The sequence below is a fragment of the Marinomonas piezotolerans genome (assembly GCF_003362755.1).
GTDB lineage: Bacteria > Pseudomonadota > Gammaproteobacteria > Pseudomonadales > Marinomonadaceae > Marinomonas > Marinomonas piezotolerans.
Genome location: NZ_QKRA01000007.1, coordinates 88,259 through 106,791, shown reverse-complemented (window position 1 = coordinate 106,791; position 18,533 = coordinate 88,259). Strand labels below are relative to the sequence as shown.

Sequence of the window (18,533 nt, the reverse complement as noted above, 5' to 3'; positions counted from 1 at the left end):
GCAATGCACGTTAGCCGTCTCTCGTGAGACGGCTGATTTCTAAGGCTATTAAATGAAAGCTTATATTTGCCAAGTGCTATTTATATTCTAAAATAAACTAGAAGACACGCCGCTTTAGTCTTGTTAGTTATAAGCAGCTTGGTATAGTTAGCACAATCGCTTTTTAGCAGCTCTTTTCTTTGTCGACACAAACGCATTTATTGGACGCGAGATGACTGAATATCTCTTAATACTCGTCAGTACCATCTTGGTAAACAACTTTGTATTGGTACAATTCCTCGGACTTTGTCCGTTTATGGGCGTTTCTAGCAAGCTAGAAACCTCCATTGGCATGGCGATGGCCACCACATTCGTACTGACTTTATCCAGTCTGTGCAGCTATCTTACGTTTGAGTTTATTCTTGAACCGTTTGGCCTTGAGTATCTTAAAACCATCTCGTTCATCCTAGTAATTGCCGTCGTCGTGCAGTTCACAGAAATGGTGGTCCATAAAACCAGTCCCCTACTCTACCGTGTACTCGGGATATTCCTACCGCTCATTACCACCAACTGTGCCGTCCTCGGTGTGGCGTTGCAAAACACCTCTAAGCAAAATGATTTCGTAGAGTCTATTTTGTATGGTTTTGGCGCTGCGGTTGGGTTTTCGTTTGTTCTTATTCTTTTCTCAGCAATGCGAGAGCGTATTAATGTCGCTGATGTGCCTGTCGTCTTTAAAGGGTCAGCGATCGGAATGATCACGGCTGGCTTAATGGCGCTAGCGTTTATGGGCTTCACCGGATTGGTACAGATTTAGGGGCCGTTATGCTGACTGTTTTATTAGCTATCGCAATACTTGTTGTACTCGCCTTAGTTTTTGGTGCCATCCTTGGTTACGCCAATGTGCGTTTTCATGTAGAAGGCGACCCAATCGTTGACCAAATTGATGCCATCTTGCCTCAAACTCAGTGTGGCCAGTGTGGCCACCCAGGCTGCCGACCATATGCCGAAGCCATTTCGAATGGAGAAGCAATCAACCGCTGTCCACCTGGCGGCCAGGCAACCGTTCAAGCTCTTGCAGACTTATTAGATGTTGAAGCACTTCCGTTAGACGGCGGCGAAGAGGAGCCAGTATCAAAGGTTGCAGTCATTCGCGAAGACGAGTGCATTGGCTGCACGAAATGCATTCAAGCCTGCCCAATTGATGCGATCCTTGGTGCTGCAAAGCAAATGCACACTGTCATTGCAGACGAATGTACCGGCTGTGATCTTTGCGTAGAGCCGTGCCCAGTTGATTGCATAGATATGGTTGAAGTGGGTGTCACCTCTCGTACATGGTCTTGGGAAAAACCTCAAGGCGTAGGCGCACAACCCGTAAATATTATTGCCACAGATCGACAAGTGGAGGCGGCACACTGATGCAGACGCCAGCAGTATATTCATTCCACGGTGGCATTCACCCACCTGAAAACAAAGCACAATCATTGAACTTGCCGCTGGGCTCTCCCAGGCTGCCTGATGAATTGATTTTGCCGCTTGGACAACATATTGGCCAACCATCTCGTCCACTGGTAGAGGTAGGCTCACGTGTACTAAAAGGTGAAGCAATTGCAATTAATAATGGCTTCCTATCCAGCTTCTTACATGCACCAACATCTGGCACTATACACGCCATCGAAAAACGTGTTGTAGCTCATCCTTCCGGTTTAAGCGACACATGCATTGTCATCCAGCCTGATGGCAATGATCAATGGATTGAACTAGAACCCTTAGATAATTGGCAAGACGTCAGCAAAACAGATGTTTTAGCATTTCTGGCAGAGAAAGGTATCGTGGGAATGGGGGGCGCAGGCTTTCCTACACAAGTAAAACTGCAAGGTGCGCACAAACACCCTTTAACACACTTTATTATCAATGCAGCAGAGTGTGAGCCCTATATCACAGCAGACGACATGTTGATTCGAGAGAAGACTCTCGAATTAATATTGGGGATTGAGATGCTTCAGCATCTGGTCAATGCTGACAACGTAGTCATCGGCATTGAAGACAACAAACCTACAGCCATTGCATCACTACAGCAGCTTATTCGAGAACGTCAAAGCTCCATTCAGGTTGCCGTCGTCCCCACAAAATACCCATCTGGTGGCGAAAAGCAGCTGATTAAATTGCTTACAGACAAAGAAGTTCCTAGTGGCCAATACCCCGCTGACATCGGCATACTTTGTCAAAATGTCGGTACTTGTGTCGCAGCCTACGAAGCTATTCAATACGGCCGCCCTCTTATCTCTCGTTTCACAACCTTGACGGGGGATGCCTTCAAAGCGCCTCAGAACGTAGAGGTGTTATTGGGCACGCCTATTTCACACTTGTTAAAGTATGCAGACCTAAATGAAAAACACTTAAGCCGGCTTGTAATGGGCGGTCCTATGATGGGATTCACACTCGATACGCCTGAAGCACCCGTGGTAAAAACGACCAACTGTATTTTAGCGGCTTCTACTAAGGAACTACCGCCTCCTGCACCGGAGCAAGCCTGCATACGCTGCGGTATGTGTGAACAAGCGTGTCCCGCTGGATTACTACCTCAGCAACTACTTTGGTTTTCAAAAAGCCAAGAGCATGAAAAAGCTGAGCATTATAATTTATTCGATTGCATTGAATGTGGTGCGTGTTCTTACGTGTGCCCAAGCAGTATTCCACTCGTTCAATACTACCGGCACGCCAAAGCGGAAATTCGCGATGCACGCGAATCAGCCGTAAAATCAGATATCGCGAAACAACGCTTTGAAGCGCGTAAAGCACGCCAAGAAGCGGAAGCGGCTGAGAAAGAAGCGAAGCGTCTAGCTCGCCAAAATGCAGCATCCGCTAAGCCTGCGGCGAAAAAGCCGACTAAGGAAGCCCCTAAAGCCGCTCCAGAACCGGCAGTAGCGAATGATGATGCGAAGAAAGCCAAAATCGATCTCGCTATCGCCAAAGCTAAGCTTAAAAAGTTAGAAAAATCGCTGCTTGAAGCTCAGGAAAAAGAACACACCGAAGAAATTAACGCGCTACAGATTCAAGTTGATGAAACTCAAAAAGATATCTCAGAACTTGAACGTAAAGTGGCGGCTGCGCCCAATGCAACGCCCACTAAGAAGGCATCTCCCACGGGGATGAGCGATGAAGCGAAAAAAGCAAAAGTGGATGTCGCACTCGCTAGCAGCAAGCTAAAGAAGGTCCAGAAACAATTAGTCGACGATCCAGATAATCAAGAGCTCAAGGACAAAGCCGCTGGATTTGAGGCCGATTTAAAAACGGCACAAGCCCTGCTCGATAAGCTAGGCGGAGAAGCTAAAGCTGCTCCCAGCAAAGCCAAAACAGCATTAAGTGAAGACGCTAAAAAAGCAAAAGTCGACATGGCTTTAGCAAGCTCTAAGCTCAAAAAAGTGCAAAAGCAATTGGCTGAAGATTGCGACAATGACGAGTTAAAAGCTAAAGCGGCAGAATTTGAAAAAGCGTTAAAAGAAGCTGAAATGCGTTTCGCAGCTTGTTCTGGTGAATCAGCTAGCGCCGCTCAAAAATCAGACAAGCCTGTTATGTCTGATGAATATAAGAAAGCGAAAGTCGATGTTGCCTTGGCAAACACAAAGCTCAAGAAAGTTCAGAAACAGCTCGCGGAAGACCCTCAGAATACTGAACTACAAGGTAAAACTGTCGAGTTTAAGAAAGTATTGAAGGAGGCAGAAGCTCGCTTAGCAGCACTTGAGGCTCCTTCACTTCAGAGCAAAGAAGCCACTCCTGCGGTTAAAAACACCGTTGATACGAATAGCGACGCTCAGCGTAAGTTAAAAATCGACATAGCTATTGCTAATGCTGCCGTTAAAAAGGCTGAGAAAGCCCTTGCGAAAGCACAGACGTTGCAGTCAGAAGACATTGACAGCCTAGAACAACAAGTTGCAAAAGCGAAAGCTCACGCACAAAGTCTTGAACAAACGATGAAAAACGGCTCTCAATCAGCCAATACTGCACCGCTAGACTCCGTAACCGATGATAAAGCTGCGGAGCATAAAGAGCAGCTTAAGAAACAAAAAGTCACCACGGCACTTGCTAAAGCTCAAGTTAACAAGCTAAAGCGACAACTCGACGCCGAACCGAACTCAGAGCAGCTTCAAAAAGATCTGGCATCTGCCGAACAAGCACATCAAGCAGAAGCTGCAAAGCTTGAACAGTTAACCAACACGCAAGAGAATCGTTAAATGGCATTATTGCGTATCACATCACCTCATACTCACCGCGCAGGCCGACGTACTTCTTGGGTTATGCAAATGGTGATCTTAGCGACGTTGCCAGGGCTTTTAGTTCAGACTTGGCTATTTGGCTACGGCACACTGATCAATCTGTTCATTGCATGCGCCACAGCACTCATTAGCGAAGCGTTCATTCTTAAGCTTCGCCGTCGACCTATTGGTTTTTTCCTTGCTGATTATAGCGCTTTGCTAACCGCGGTATTACTAGCTTTAGCGCTTCCACCAACCGTTCCTTGGTGGCTGACCGTGACGGCTGTTGCGTTTTCGGTCATCTTCGCAAAACAGGTTTATGGTGGCCTCGGCAATAACCCATTCAACCCAGCCATGGTCGGATACGCCATTTGTCTGGTTTCCTTCCCCGTGCCGATGACTCAATGGATAGGTGCTTCTGAGCTTATACAAGCGGGTGCAACACCGACTTTCAGTGACAGTTTAGCTGCGATCTTTGGTACCCTACCGACGGTTGATTCCTATACGATGGCGACGCCATTGGACGCTTTTAAGCACAAAGATGGATTAATGAGCAGTGAGGCTTTTAGTTCAATCCTCGGGCTTCAAAGCGCTAACCTATCGAGCTGGATGTGGGTCAATGTAGCGTATCTGTTGGGAGGTCTAGCACTTATTTGGCTAAGAATCATTACTTGGCACACCCCCATTTCAATGCTCGCTGCGTTGGCAGTTATGGCTGGGGTGTTTTATGCCATCGATCCAAGTAACGCCGCTACGCCCGTGTTTCATTTAACCACGGGAGCAGCAATGCTCGGCGCATTCTTTATTGCTACCGACCCAGTTAGCTCTTGTACCAGCAACCGAGGCAAGCTTTTCTACGGTGCCGGCATAGGCATTTTAATCTACGTTATTCGTTCGTGGGGGGGCTATCCAGATGGCGTCGCTTTCGCTGTGCTACTCATGAATTTTGCAGCACCTCTCATTGATTACTACACTCAGCCACGTACTTATGGCCATAAGAAGGCGAAAAAAGGCCTAGCAGGAGGAGACAAGTAATGAACCTATTTGCCTCCATACGCCAAAACTCAATTGGCTTAGGTATTTTTGCCGTGATGACAGCAGGGCTAATCGCCTTAACGCATCAATTTACGCAACAAACGATTCAAAATAATATCGTTCAAGCGCAATTATCAGCATTCAACGAAATATTGCCTAAAGATCGCTATAACAATAATTTGGCATCAGATACGGTTACGCTTGCGGCTGATCCGTTATTGGGTTCCAAAGAGCCTATACAGGCCTATATTGCTCGCAAAAATGATGAAGTGACCGCTATTATTTTTGAAACCGTCGCTCCAGGCGGCTATAACGGTAATTTGGATTTGCTCGTAGCGATCGACCGCGATGGCATTGTGACTGGCTCACGCGTCATCAGCCATAAAGAAACCCCAGGACTGGGCGACAAGGTAGATCTACAGAAATCAAAATGGATTCTGTCCTTTGCTGGTAAATCACTAGACAATACCACTATGAAACAATGGAATGTTAAGAAGGATGGTGGTCAATTTGATCAGTTTACAGGGGCGACCATTACCCCTAGGGCGGTTGTAAGAGCCGTAAAAAACACGCTGATATACTTTAATGAGAACAAAGACGCGCTGCTATCGCGTTAGGATGATTTATGAGTGCTGAAAATACACTGTCACCAGAACATACCGCTGAAAACACGATAGTGGATACTGGCCCTAACTACCGTGAAATCCTCTATAACGGTATTTGGAAGAATAACCCTGCACTGGTTCAGCTTTTAGGACTTTGTCCGCTACTCGCCGTCACCAGTACCGTCGTGAATGCAATTGGGCTTGGACTTGCAACCACTGTTGTATTGTTGGGCTCTAACATTGCCGTGTCTCTCATCCGTAATTATGTTTCGGAAGCGGTCAGATTACCCGCCTTTGTCATGATTATCGCGTCCTTTACTACCTGTATTGAGCTTATAATGCAGGCCTATACGTACGAGCTTTACCAAATTCTAGGTATTTTTATCCCCTTGATTGTGACCAACTGCGCTATTTTGGGCCGTGCTGATGCGTTCGCAAGTCGTAACCCTGTTGCGCCTTCGGCATTGGATGGTCTAATGATGGGAATAGGCTTCACCATGGTCTTGGTCCTGTTAGGCGGTATGCGAGAGCTCATTGGCCAAGGCACGCTGTTTAGTGATATGCAGCTATTATTCGGTGACATGGCAATCAGCTGGCGCTTAGAAGTTTTTAGCAACTATCCTAACGTCTTGTTTGCCGTTTTACCTCCAGGTGCCTTCATTGGACTAGGGCTACTCATCGCCATCAAAAACTACTTGGATGAAAAAGAAAAAGCGCGCATCGCCAAAACAAAAGAAGGCGAAGAAAAAGTATCTCGCCGCGTGCGAGTAACGGACTAGTGGTAGGAAGGGATCGGTGAACAAAGCGAAGCGTCAGGAAATTTTCACTCGCCTCCGAGCTGAAAACCCAAATCCGGTGACAGAGCTAGAATATAGCTCTCCGTTTGAGTTGCTAATTGCCGTTTTATTTTCTGCGCAAGCGACGGACGTTAGCGTCAATAAGGCCACACGCAAACTCTTTCCAGTCGCAAACACTCCTGAGAGCATGTACGCCTTAGGAGTAGATGGGTTAAAAGAGTACATTAAAACGATAGGTCTCTTTAACGCCAAAGCCGAAAATGCGATTAAAACATGTCAAATACTGATAGAAAAGCATAACAGCCAAGTTCCACAGACTCGCGCAGAACTGGAAGCTTTACCTGGGGTGGGCCGTAAAACAGCTAACGTCGTTTTGAATACTGCGTTTCGACAAATCGCCATGGCTGTTGATACTCATATATTTCGAGTATCCAATCGAACCAAAATAGCCCCCGGCAAGAATGTACTAGAGGTAGAAGAAAAATTGCTACGCTTCGTCCCGAAGGAGTTTCTCCTAGATGCTCACCATTGGCTAATACTGCACGGCCGATATATCTGCACCGCACGCAAACCGAAATGTGATGCCTGCACGATCGAAGACTTGTGCGAATTCAAAGAAAAAACATCGCACTAATAAGTTAAGTAAACCTAAAACGAGTTTAAGCAAGTTAAGCTTTAACGAATTTAGTCTCATGGCATTCTATCCCTATCTGGGAACATACTATGAGATTGCTGCATGTCCAACCTTACGAAAAATCAACTCGATTCACACTGGATGCCTTACTCTGGCAACCGAGAATTCAAACGTGATCCACGCATCATTGCATCCGCTGATGGCTGCTACTACAAAGACAACCATGGCCGTAAAATTTTCGATGGACTATCTGGTCTATGGACGTGCGGTCTTGGCCATAACGTCGAATCGATTAACGAAGCGGTTTCTAACCAAGTACGAACTCTCGATTACTCTCCTGCTTTTCAATTTGGCCATGAAAAATCGTTTTTACTTGCCGAGAAGATTACTGAATTCATGCCTTCAGGGCTCAACCGAATTTTTTTCACGGGCTCTGGCTCAGAATCTGTTGACACTGCGCTGAAGGTTGCACGCGCCTACTGGCGTAAAAAAGGCCACGGCACAAAGACAAAGTTTATTGGCCGTGTAAAAGGCTATCATGGTGCGGGCATCTCTGGCTTTAGTGTTGGAGGAATCCCAGCGAACCGTACTCTGTATGGCCAAGGACTTGATGCTTATCATCTACCAGATACCCAAGCTCCTGGCACGGAATTCACGAAAGGGATGTCTGAAATTGGAAGTGACCGGGCCAATGCACTACTGGATTTGATCACTCTACATGACGCTTCGAATATTGCTGCGGTTATAGTCGAGCCAATGTCCGGATCTGCTGGTGTCATTGTGCCACCGCAAGGCTATCTAAAACGCCTGAGAGAAATATGCGATCAGCACAATATCCTACTAATCTTTGACGAAGTTATTACTGCGTTCGGCCGCATGGGTGCCAACTCTGGTGCAGAAGCATTTGGTGTCACTCCAGATATCATAACGATGGCTAAGCAAGTGACCAACGGTATCATCCCAATGGGCGCAGTCGCTTTCAAGCAGGAAATCTACGATACCTTTATGGAACATGGCGGTCATGACTATATGCTTGAACTGCCACATGGTTACACCTACTCTGCCCATCCGATTGCCTGCGCAGCGGGCTTAGCATCTTTGTCAGAGCTACAAGAACAACAGTTACCGCAACGAATCAAAGACATGAGCGGCTACTGGGAAGAAGCCGTGCACAGCCTACGCTCTAGTTCGGATTGTATTACAGATATTCGTAACTATGGCTTAGCAGCAGGCATCACACTATCAGCATTGAATGGACAGCCTGCCCGCAGACCTTATGAGGTAGCTATGGATATGTGGGCAAAGGGGTTCTATGTTCGCTATGGTGGCGATACGATTCAAATCGCGCCACCTTTCATCACTGAGCGTTCGGAAATTGACAGCTTAATCAACGCACTAGGCGAATCGTTCTCAACATTATAAATCTAACACTCTAGTACGCAGCGACAATAGTACTAGAGTGTTTAAACTGTATTTCCTAATGTCTGATTCCACTATAATATCCTTTACCTTCATTGCTTGATGTTATTGGACTTTAACGTGGTTAAGACTCATCATCCGTATGTACGTTGTTTTTGGATTGGCACAATGTACCTCACCAACGGCACAAAAATGCGTGTCCATTGTACTCATATTTCCCATGACTTAATTGAAGTAGAAGCCCCGCTTGGGCTTCAAGGCTCAAAGAAAGTAAAGCTTGAGCTAGAAGCCTCCCATGAAAGTGCTAGGTCTCTTATTAAGATCATTTGCTATCCGTCGTTCGATGTTCTAAATGAGCATGATAAGCACTATATAAAAATGTCAATTCACACCATCAGCGACAAAGATCGAGAGTTCATCGATAAATTTGTAAAAGCACATAACTAAAATAGGGTGCCAATGGCACCCTATTTTAGTTATGAATTCAGGCACAAATGCTAAGCCGTCATCACTTCTTCAAATAGGCGTAACATCCGCTCGCCATCTACTTCCATGCACACTTGGGTCATTGGCACATCGTCCCAATACGGCTCTGGGTATTCCATTCCCTCAGGACAGAATATTGTCTGACCGATCCCAATACCGTCACACGCAACACGCACTGCGCCCAATTCGACACCAAAAATGCTGGGGTCCAACAAATAGGCAATGGTTGATGCATCATGAAAATAACAGCCATCAACACCGAAACGGTTACTATAAAAATTAATGTAGAACTGTGCGCAATCGTACAAAAAACCGCCCTGCTCCGGACTCTTTGCTTTAATGCGTTCTAATATGGAGTTGTCCAGCAAAACCTGATGAGTAACATCTAAGCCAATCATTGTTACCTGCCAAGGAGCTGTAAAGACGGCATCTGCGGCATGTGGGTCGTTAATTATATTCGCTTCGGCAACGGGTGATACATTGCCATACTCTAAAGCCGCTCCCCCCATCAATACGACTTCATCCACTAAATTCGCTATTTCAGGATCGAGCTCTAGTGCTTTAGCAAGATTGCCAAGTGGCGCCAACGCAACAAGAGTTACTTCACCTGGGTACTTGCGTACTTGTTCGATAATAAACTCTGGTGCGCTTTGCTCTAATGCACTCGAGGCAGGCGCTGGATAATCAATATTACCAAAACCATCTATACCATGAACAAAGTCAGGATGTGGGCGCGGTGGAATGACCAAAGGCACACTCGCCCCACTAGCAACAGGAACATTAACCCTTGCGATTTCCGCTAGTGTTAAAGCATTTTGTGTTGCGACTGAGACTGGCACATTACCAAACGTCGTGGTTAGTCCCAGCACATCTAATCCTTTCGCCTGAAAAGCAAAGAATATTGCCATTGCATCATCAATGCCTGGATCCGTATCAATAATAATTTTTCGAGTCATTAATCGTATTCCTAACTAAACTGGTTGCACTGTATTTAAAGGTGCGCTTGTTGATCTAAAAATTCGGTCACTTCCTGTGCTGTCGGAATCGACGGCGCCGCCCCCATTTTTGTCACACAAATCGCCGAGGCAGCGCACGCTCTGATCATTGCATGCTTCATTGTCGCCCCCTGACTAAGCTCAGCTAGACAAAAACCAATAAACGTATCACCAGCGGCCGTTGTGTCTCGCGCCTCTACAGTAAAAGCAGGTACAGACTCATCTGCTTCAGAAGAGAAATAACGAACGCCTGCCTTGCCAAGCGTCATCAAAACCGCCAATTCTGGAAACTGCTTTGGCAACTCAACAGTTGCCGCTTCAATAGAATCAACTCCCGCTAAATCCATTGCTTCCACTTCATTAACAATCAAAAGATCTACATTCGACAAAACCGACCGTGTAAGCTCTGCGTCCATAGGCGCCGGATTAAACGCAACATTTAGACCCAACCGCTTCGCCGCGCAAATGGACTCGCCAACTAAATTCGTTTCATTCTGCAATAACACCCAATCGCCTGTTTGAGCCTGACCGAGTACTTCATCAATATGAGCTTGTGTCAGTTGATGATTGGCCCCTGCATAAAGAATGATGGCATTTTCTGCCTCATTAGTAAGCTGAATAATGGCATGCCCTGTTGCCTGATCAACCATGTTGATCTGAGTTGTATCCACACCGTATCCTTGGAGCTGCGCTACGATATGGCCATCAGCTCGATTGACGGCACCAACATGCAGAACCATTCCTCCCGCTTTGGCAAGTGCAACGGATTGATTAGCTCCTTTACCGCCCAATACTTGCTGGTAGCTATTCGATGCCATGGTTTCACCTGGTCGGACAAAATGCTCGACCTGATAGAGGTGATCGATGTTAATAGAACCAATGTTAATTACCGTCATGAGACACCCTTTCAATACACTTTATTTGTTAACCAAACGGTCAATAAATTATATAGTGTTCAGATTAAAACAGACACTTTTCCGATACAATAAAAAACGCCCTGTTCTTTTCAGAACAGGGCGTTTTTAACGGTTCAAACTACTTCTTAGTCACGATCTAGAAATGTACGACCTTTTTGCGCAGCAATACGCATACGTAATGCATTCAATTTAATGAAGCCAGCCGCGTCTTTCTGATCGTACGCGCCTGCATCATCTTCAAACGTTGCAACTGAGCTATCAAATAGGCTGTATTCGGACTTACGACCTACAACCTCAACATTGCCTTTATACAACTTAAGGCGAACAGTACCGGTCACGAATTCTTGAGATGCGTCAATAAGAGCTTGCATCATGCGACGCTCTTCAGACCACCAGAAGCCGTTGTAAATAACTTTTGCATAGCGCGGCATAATTTCATCTTTAAGATGCATCGCTTCGCGATCTAGTGTAATAGACTCCATTGCACGATGCGCACGCAACATAATCGTGCCTCCAGGAGTTTCGTAACAGCCGCGAGCCTTCATACCAACAAAACGGTTTTCAACTATGTCAACACGTCCAATACCATTCTCGCCACCGATTTTATTCAGCGTTTCAAGAATAGTAGCTGGTGACATGGCTTCACCGTTGATTGCAACCGGGTCACCGCTTTTGTATTCGATTTCAATGTAAGTCGGTGTATCAGGTGCTTGCTCAGGCGACACAGACCAGCGCCACATGTCTTCTTCAGACTCAACCCATGGATCTTCAAGCTGATCACCTTCGTAAGAGATGTGCAGCAGGTTCGCATCCATAGAGTACGGAGATTTTTTCTTCTTAGTTGAAAAATCAACTGGGATATTATGCTCTTCACAATAATTCATCAGCGTTTCGCGTGATGTAAGATCCCACTCCCGCCAAGGCGCAATCACAGATACACCAGGTTTTAGAGCGTAAGCGCCAAGCTCAAAACGAACTTGATCATTACCTTTACCTGTTGCACCGTGGGCAATAGCATCCGCACCTGTTTCGTTGGCGATCTCAATGAGGCGTTTTGCAATTAAAGGGCGCGCAATTGAAGTACCCAATAAGTACTCACCTTCATATATGGTGTTAGCACGGAACATAGGAAATACGAAATCACGAACGAACTCTTCACGTAGATCTTCAATGTAGATTTCGTTAACGCCTAACGCTTGAGCTTTTTCGCGAGCTGGCTCTACTTCTTCGCCCTGACCCAAGTCAGCGGTAAAAGTTACCACTTCACATTGATACTCTTCTTGAAGCCACTTCACAATTACTGAAGTGTCTAGGCCGCCAGAGTAGGCTAGCACTACCTTCTTCACGTCAGACATTCTATATTTTCTCCTCAACGAGAGCGTACATAACCACACCTGAATGGGTTATGTACTGTTAAATTCAAATTAGGCGGTAAGTGTAATTTTTCGCCCTTGAGTTAGCAAGAGCGCAGACAGGTTATACGCTCTAAAAGCGCCGATTTAGGGCATCATGAGCTAGGTTCAGATAACGATTGCGCATTGTTCCCCAAACGCTCCAAGCGAATGGTTACACGTCGGTTACGCTCACGCCCTGAATTGTTGCGGTTATCTGCAACAGGGTATCGTTCGCCGTGGTAACGAGAAACAATTTTCTCTGGCGCAACACCTTTCTGTAAGAGGTATTCAGTCACTCGTTCGGCACGCTCTTTGGATAATTCCCGATTATCACGTCGACTCCCTATCAAATCGGTGTGACCATCAATGTAGATATATTCAATGGTCGGATCCGCCGCGACATAGATTGCCACCAAATCAAGGCGACGTTTGATTCGATCTGTTAATTCGGCGCCATTTGTTGGGAACAGTGCTGCAGTTCGAGCAATCTGATCAAAGTTGACAGGCAGTAAGGTCGCCATACAGCGTCGAAATTCGTTATAGGCAGGATTAAAATTGATGTTACTCAACGCAACTTCAACGTTTTCTCGGCCATTTTCCCATGCTGTACCTGTCACCACTGGGTGCCGGCCTTTATCGAGGCTCGTAAGCATTTGTTCAGCAACTTTGCCGCCCACCTCTACTGTTAGCCCATACCCCGGATAAGGCAAGACTTCGAGAGTTTCAGGTGAAAGGCCTGGCATCCAACTTGGCGCTTGAGAAATAATGTAAACTTGGCCTGGACCCAACTTTTCATTTTGTGGATGAAGCACAAATTTCATTGGCTCGCCCGCTTCTTTAGTGAACTCACCTTCTCCAAAATGAGGAATCGGATGCTTGAGCGTGCAGGCAAAGATATCCCCCGACAGAGACCATCTAGAATTTTCAATTTGAGATTCGAAGCGAGTCAATGCCGAACTTTGGGCAGCAAATACAACACTAGAAATAATCAAAGATATCTTTATTGCGCTCATAGCTTTCACGTTTAAGAGTTCTCGTTCTCGACTTAGCATGTATGTTATCATTTAATCCTATCTACCCAATATTTTCTGAGCAAGTGGCCGAATTAAGGATTCTCTTTTGTCAAATCACGAAATCAAAGACCGATTCCGCGGATTCCTTCCTGTTGTTATCGACGTCGAGACCGCAGGCTTTAATGCAAAAACTGACGCACTTCTAGAATTTGCCGCAAGCATCCTAAGAATGGATGAAAATGGCGAACTTTACATCTACGAAACCGTTGAATTTAAAGTAAAACCTTTCGAGGGTGCAAACTTAGAAAAAGAAGCACTTGAATTTACAGGTATTGATCCTTTTGCTGAAGACAGAGATGATTTGGACGAAAAAGAAGCCATCTCTCAAATGTTCACTAAAGTTCGCAAAGAGCTTAAATCTACTGGTTGTAAACGCGCAATTTTGGTCGGACACAATGCCGCATTTGATCACGGTTTTTTAAATGCAGCAATTGAACGCTGCGAGATAAAACGTAACCCTTTCCATCCATTTTCTAGCTTTGATACGGCATCCCTGTCTGGTCTTGCTTTCGGGCAAACCGTATTAGCAAAAGCATGCCAAGTGGCTGGTATTGAATTCAGCAACTCTCAAGCCCATTCGGCTCAGTATGACACTGAGAAGACCGCAGAGTTGTTCTGTGAAATTGTCAATCGGTGGAAACGCTTAGGTGGCTGGAGCTTAGTAACCGACGGCCAAGCTGACACCATGGAATCCGCATTCGGTAAAGTTGATTCAATTTAATCAGCATCGATTGAATTCTTAATAGTTGCTGATTACAGCACTTGCAGTCGAGTCTGTTATCCTTAACCATCTTATTAAGTACGTAGTGATAAACGATCACTCAAAAAGGAAAGGTCTATGACAGGCAAACGCCTTGCATTGATTATATTGGGTTGGATTTCGTTGGTAACAGGCATCATCGGAATCTTTCTTCCACTGCTACCGACTACTCCTTTGGTGTTACTTTCTGCGTGGTGTTTTTCTAAATCGTCTGAGCGGTTTCACAATTGGTTGATCCATCACAAGTACTTCGGTCCAATCCTATCTGATTGGCAGTCGAGTGACGGGATCCCTCGGAAAGCCCGCAACCGAGCAATCATATTTATGTGGGCAGGGATGCTACTTTCCATGTTTATTGTTGGGCGTTTTTGGGCAACAGTAGGCCTGTGTGTGATCGGTGCTGCCGTCAGCATCCACCTTTTGAGGATGCCGCTGAGAAACGAATAACGACTCAATAAACAGGGATATTATCACCATGGCCGATAAACATAACACTATGAAACCGTGGCAAAAGCGAACGTTAGTCACCATTTTTATCTTGCTGACATTTTTTACGGCGCTTTGGAACCTCATTCCCTTCGCCACCAAATGGTTCATCAACCAAACCATCGAGCCATTCAATAGCACATTCCAAGCCGACAAAATCAACCCTAATATTTTTCCGATCGGTCTAAATCTCAGTGATATCAGCATCATCCAACAAAGCAAAGAACGTTTGCGATTAGGTAACGCAAGTGTTGGCCTAGACTTTCTGCCTTTGTTCAGGGGAGAGTTTCACATCAATCATCTGACGCTTTCGGACTTTCATACTGAAGTGTCTGAAACACAAACTGAAACCTATATTGCTGGAATCCCTCTACCACAGAACAATCAAGCTCAACCGTCCAGTACCTCTGCAGAGACTAAAGATAGTTCAACTCCAAGCTCAACTGAGACAGTTCCCTCTGTCTTCCTCAAATCAGCAACACTACAAAACGTCAGTGTTGATTATAAAACATCCGAGGGTTCTGACACGTTCTACATTTCTTCTGCAGAGATAACGCAAGCTTATCATCAAGACAAGAACTGGGCTGGGAACCTAACTGTGGCAGCGGGAGTAAATAATGCCAAAGTTGAAGTTTTAGGCAGCGTATCTTCAAAGGAAAGCTCTCTCAATGCAGACATTAATCTACGTTCTTTGGCACTAAACACGAAAGACATTGAGCACTTTCTACCGGCAAATCTCACCTCAAATCTCTCTTCGAAAATTTCGTTAGAAGGACAAACGAATATTAAATATCATTTTGGTGATGACCCAACATTGGAGTTAAACGCACCAAATTTACAAATGAAAAGTGGTGAAACGCGGCTTGTACAAGGGGACCAGAAAGTAGCTTGGAGTAACCTAACCACACACATAAGCGACCTTTCGATCAAACAACTCAGTGCATCGAGTGTTGCAGCCTCAATGGCTGCCAAAGTAATGTCAAACGATCTTTCGGTATCCTCTGCTAAGCAGCAAATAAGTGCTGAAACCTTCGCATTCGACACTAGCATCGCAGTAGATATGAGTGATTCAAGCGTTGAAACTAAGAACACTAAAGGCTCTTTCTCGCTATCAAACCTTACGGGTCAATTAAACGGCAATTCATTTTCTTCGGCTTCACTGAATTCCACATTAGAAGGTATCAACGCAACGTTTGATACACAGACATTACAGGGTAAGATTCAAGCAAACCTAAATACCGATGCACAAACTCTGGCAGCGCAAACAGCCGAGAATGACAAGGCCAGCTTGTCGAACATGACATTAGACGCACCACTAATACTTGAAATCAGTGAGACTGGAAATAGCATTCTATCTGAAGCCTTAACACTTAGCCTAGACAATGCAGCAGTTCAGGCGCGGCAAGCGGACGCTTCCTTAGTCTCCTTGGGTCTACAACTTCGTAACAGCAAGCTATCACTGCTTGCCGGAAAAACAGACTTTAGTGCAAATGTGTCCTTATCGTCTGAACAGCTCAAAGCAGACATCGCTGACACTGACTCCAATGGTCAGCAGTCCTTTAGTCTCCAATCATTGTCTCTCAATAGCGACTTAACAGGCAAAGCAAGCCAACAAAGCGTCTCCGTTGAAAGCCAAAAGACAGCATTTACTCTAAAGGCCCCTAGCTATACCTCTCCAGAAAACAGCGCCTCACTTGAGCGCTTTAATTGGTCAGCGGAGAACTTAGTGGCTGACATATCTGGCGATGACCTCTCGATCTCAACAAAATCCAAGTTAGAACTAAACGGCCTCAATGCATCAGCATCGAATCTACCGAACAATCAACCTAAAACGACTGTTGCGTGGCAATCCTTCCAATCAAATAACACATTAGACATAAAACAATCCCCAAATAAGACAGACATTTCGACGACGGACAACTCATTAAAACTTGAAGCAGTACATGTAGATCAGCAAGACACTCTTACGACATCGCTGAAGCAGCTCGATTTTGATAACACTGGAATCACACTAAGCCTAAACAATGGAGCAATTGGGAGCCTCAATGCCACTGACAACAATGTAACAGCTGAGTCATTTAACGCTGAACTTAATGATGGTAGTACACTCACCGCATTTAATCGCTTTCAATTGAATAGTCCAGCGCTGTCTCAAAATAGCGATGGCGCAAGTGGAGACATCGACCTCGTTAAATTGAACCAGTTTATTGCATCAGAACCCAACACAAGTGAAGCGTTACCCTCTTTAATAAAATTTGATGCTCTAGATGTCAATCGAGTCAAACTTCGGCCAGAAGGTGTTGAGATTTCAAGTGTGGTCTTTGAGAAACTCGATGCTGGACTCGTACTGACCTCTAATCAGAAAATAGACAATTTAGTACTGCCTAGTACCGTCAATAGCACTATAGACGGTCGCAGTAATCAACAGGCATCTAATGTGTCTACCGCTCAAGAGAACAGTGAACCTCTTCCGCAAGAGCTTGAGCAGGCTTTCTATGTAGTCATCACTAAAATCAATATTTCTGAAGGATCTACGATTGATTTTACGGACCGCAGTATTGTTCCGACGCTCAACCGTATTCTGACCATCGAGGAATTGAGCGTAGATAACTTGAATACTCGAGATCAAGGAGCCCAAACTCACCTTTTATTGAAGGCGAAAAACGGCCGCTATGCGACCATCGACAGTAACGTGACGATAGAGCCGCTAGCGAAGAAGCTCACCATGGATGCCTCCGCCAAGGTTCGAGAAGTCGAGTTGCCTCCCATTTCGCCTTATGTGTCCAGCGCTTTGGGTTACAACATCGCTTCAGGGCAACTCAATATGGATTTGGATATGGCTGCCCAACAAGGCGAGCTTTCTGGAAACTCGCATATTGTTTTACGTCAATTTGATCTAGGTGGAAAAGAACAAAGTAGCTCTGTCCTAAAAGTGGGAGCTGTTCCACTCAATTTAGCGATCAACGCATTAAAAGATGGCAGCGATAACATAGTTCTCGACTTACCTCTTAAAGGCAATGTCGACGCCCCCCAATTTCAATGGCAGAACTTCTTTATGCTACCGATACGCCAAGGGCTTTATAAAGCATCAAGCGTATATCTAATGCAAACGTTCGTACCGTATGCCAACGTCATTTCCCTCGCACAATTGGCCGGAGAGACGGTATTAAAGCTAAGAGTGCAGCCATTGGAATTTGCATTCGGGCAAACACAAGTTGATGACAGCCAAGAAGCGTATTTAAACCAATTATTGGCATTAATGAACGACCGCGATGACGCAGAAGTTAGAGCGTGCGGTGTAGCGGTTGCGAAGGATATTGATGATTCAACATCGTTTGATGAGTTAAGTGATGCTCAACGAAGCCAACTTTATCGTATTGCTAATGAGCGAGCGGACAGCTTAAAAAGTTACTTAGTCGACAACGGTATCGAATCAGGCAGAGTCTTTATCTGTACACCAGAGCTGGAAAGCCAGTCCGATGCCAAGCCTAGAGTCGAACTAAATTTCTAGATGCCGTCAAACCACGCAGGCAGCTCACTGCCTGCGTTTTCACCTGACGAGAGCTAATTTCTAAAACTCTACGTACAGAGCGTAGTTGAAATCATTTGCCGTTATAGCTGATTCGTTTAAATACATTCAGCATGAATGACAAGAAATTGCCAACACTCTGCATTGAAAGAAGAAGTGATCAAAATCAAT

At 45.4% G+C, this 18,533-nt stretch carries 16 protein-coding genes; 12 read left to right on the top strand and 4 right to left on the bottom strand.

Annotated elements, in window-relative coordinates:
- Positions 1–211 precede the first annotated feature (211 nt).
- The 9 genes from rsxA (at position 212) to DN730_RS14170 (ending at position 9,169) form a co-directional block, all read left to right on the top strand.
- Positions 212–793, top strand: a complete 582-nt coding sequence (rsxA, locus tag DN730_RS14210) for an electron transport complex subunit RsxA (protein WP_115468814.1) — start codon at positions 212–214, stop codon at positions 791–793.
- Positions 794–801: 8 nt separating this feature from the next.
- Positions 802–1,395 carry an electron transport complex subunit RsxB gene (rsxB, locus tag DN730_RS14205; RefSeq protein WP_115468813.1) on the top strand — a complete coding sequence of 198 codons (594 nt, stop codon included), beginning with the start codon at positions 802–804 and terminating at the stop codon, positions 1,393–1,395.
- Positions 1,395–4,211 (top strand): electron transport complex subunit RsxC, encoded by a 2,817-nt coding sequence (gene rsxC / locus DN730_RS14200; protein WP_115468812.1) that lies wholly within the window; start codon positions 1,395–1,397, stop codon positions 4,209–4,211. The genes rsxB and rsxC overlap by 1 nt, the downstream gene beginning before the upstream one ends.
- Entirely contained in the window at positions 4,212–5,267 is a 1,056-nt protein-coding gene (gene rsxD, locus DN730_RS14195; protein WP_115468811.1) for an electron transport complex subunit RsxD, read from the top strand.
- On the top strand, positions 5,267–5,884 hold the full coding sequence (gene rsxG, locus DN730_RS14190; RefSeq protein ID WP_115468810.1) for an electron transport complex subunit RsxG: 618 nt from the start codon (positions 5,267–5,269) through the stop codon (positions 5,882–5,884). Before rsxD ends, rsxG begins: the two co-directional genes overlap by 1 nt.
- Positions 5,885–5,892: 8 nt before the next feature.
- Entirely contained in the window at positions 5,893–6,651 is a 759-nt protein-coding gene (locus DN730_RS14185; protein WP_115468809.1) for an electron transport complex subunit E, read from the top strand.
- Between the two features lie 16 nt (positions 6,652–6,667).
- Positions 6,668–7,303: an endonuclease III gene (gene nth / locus DN730_RS14180; RefSeq protein WP_115468808.1), complete on the top strand. Its 636-nt coding sequence runs from the start codon at positions 6,668–6,670 to the stop codon at positions 7,301–7,303.
- A gap of 102 nt (positions 7,304–7,405) precedes the next feature.
- Positions 7,406–8,725, top strand: a complete 1,320-nt coding sequence (aptA, locus tag DN730_RS14175) for an omega-aminotransferase AptA (protein WP_115468807.1) — start codon at positions 7,406–7,408, stop codon at positions 8,723–8,725.
- 117 nt (positions 8,726–8,842) lie between these two features.
- Positions 8,843–9,169: a hypothetical protein gene (locus DN730_RS14170; protein ID WP_245957976.1), complete on the top strand. Its 327-nt coding sequence runs from the start codon at positions 8,843–8,845 to the stop codon at positions 9,167–9,169.
- Positions 9,170–9,219: 50 nt separating this feature from the next.
- On the opposite strand, the gene DN730_RS14165 is transcribed toward DN730_RS14170, so the two are convergent.
- The 4 genes from DN730_RS14165 to DN730_RS14150 form a co-directional block, all read right to left on the bottom strand.
- Complete coding sequence (locus DN730_RS14165) at positions 9,220–10,164, bottom strand: nucleoside hydrolase (RefSeq protein WP_115468805.1); 945 nt, start codon at positions 10,162–10,164, stop codon at positions 9,220–9,222.
- Positions 10,165–10,199: 35 nt separating this feature from the next.
- Positions 10,200–11,099 (bottom strand): ribokinase, encoded by a 900-nt coding sequence (locus DN730_RS14160; protein WP_115468804.1) that lies wholly within the window; start codon positions 11,097–11,099, stop codon positions 10,200–10,202.
- 146 nt (positions 11,100–11,245) lie between these two features.
- Positions 11,246–12,475, bottom strand: a complete 1,230-nt coding sequence (locus DN730_RS14155) for an argininosuccinate synthase (protein WP_115468803.1) — start codon at positions 12,473–12,475, stop codon at positions 11,246–11,248.
- Between the two features lie 152 nt (positions 12,476–12,627).
- A complete protein-coding gene (locus DN730_RS14150; RefSeq protein ID WP_245957975.1) occupies positions 12,628–13,527 on the bottom strand; it encodes a flagellar protein MotY in 900 nt (299 codons plus the stop codon).
- Between the two features lie 106 nt (positions 13,528–13,633).
- Here DN730_RS14150 and rnt point away from each other — a divergent pair, with 106 nt between their 5' ends.
- The 3 genes from rnt (at position 13,634) to DN730_RS14135 (ending at position 18,344) form a co-directional block, all read left to right on the top strand.
- The gene (rnt, locus tag DN730_RS14145; protein WP_115468801.1) at positions 13,634–14,308 is read left to right on the top strand and encodes a ribonuclease T; all 675 of its coding nucleotides are present in this window, start codon (positions 13,634–13,636) and stop codon (positions 14,306–14,308) included.
- Positions 14,309–14,425: 117 nt separating this feature from the next.
- The gene (locus DN730_RS14140; RefSeq protein WP_115468800.1) at positions 14,426–14,794 is read left to right on the top strand and encodes a YbaN family protein; all 369 of its coding nucleotides are present in this window, start codon (positions 14,426–14,428) and stop codon (positions 14,792–14,794) included.
- 28 nt (positions 14,795–14,822) lie between these two features.
- Entirely contained in the window at positions 14,823–18,344 is a 3,522-nt protein-coding gene (locus DN730_RS14135; protein ID WP_115468799.1) for a DUF748 domain-containing protein, read from the top strand.
- Positions 18,345–18,533: the final 189 nt, after the last annotated feature.

Coding starts and splice junctions, on each gene's coding strand:
- rsxA (WP_115468814.1), top strand. CDS start 212: ATGACTGAATATCTCTTAATACTCGTCAGTACCATCTTGGTAAACAAC.
- rsxB (WP_115468813.1), top strand. CDS start 802: ATGCTGACTGTTTTATTAGCTATCGCAATACTTGTTGTACTCGCCTTA.
- rsxC (WP_115468812.1), top strand. CDS start 1,395: ATGCAGACGCCAGCAGTATATTCATTCCACGGTGGCATTCACCCACCT.
- rsxD (WP_115468811.1), top strand. CDS start 4,212: ATGGCATTATTGCGTATCACATCACCTCATACTCACCGCGCAGGCCGA.
- rsxG (WP_115468810.1), top strand. CDS start 5,267: ATGAACCTATTTGCCTCCATACGCCAAAACTCAATTGGCTTAGGTATT.
- DN730_RS14185 (WP_115468809.1), top strand. CDS start 5,893: ATGAGTGCTGAAAATACACTGTCACCAGAACATACCGCTGAAAACACG.
- aptA (WP_115468807.1), top strand. CDS start 7,406: ATGTCCAACCTTACGAAAAATCAACTCGATTCACACTGGATGCCTTAC.
- DN730_RS14165 (WP_115468805.1), bottom strand. CDS start 10,164: ATGACTCGAAAAATTATTATTGATACGGATCCAGGCATTGATGATGCA.
- DN730_RS14160 (WP_115468804.1), bottom strand. CDS start 11,099: ATGACGGTAATTAACATTGGTTCTATTAACATCGATCACCTCTATCAG.
- DN730_RS14155 (WP_115468803.1), bottom strand. CDS start 12,475: ATGTCTGACGTGAAGAAGGTAGTGCTAGCCTACTCTGGCGGCCTAGAC.
- DN730_RS14150 (WP_245957975.1), bottom strand. CDS start 13,527: ATGAGCGCAATAAAGATATCTTTGATTATTTCTAGTGTTGTATTTGCT.
- DN730_RS14140 (WP_115468800.1), top strand. CDS start 14,426: ATGACAGGCAAACGCCTTGCATTGATTATATTGGGTTGGATTTCGTTG.
- DN730_RS14135 (WP_115468799.1), top strand. CDS start 14,823: ATGGCCGATAAACATAACACTATGAAACCGTGGCAAAAGCGAACGTTA.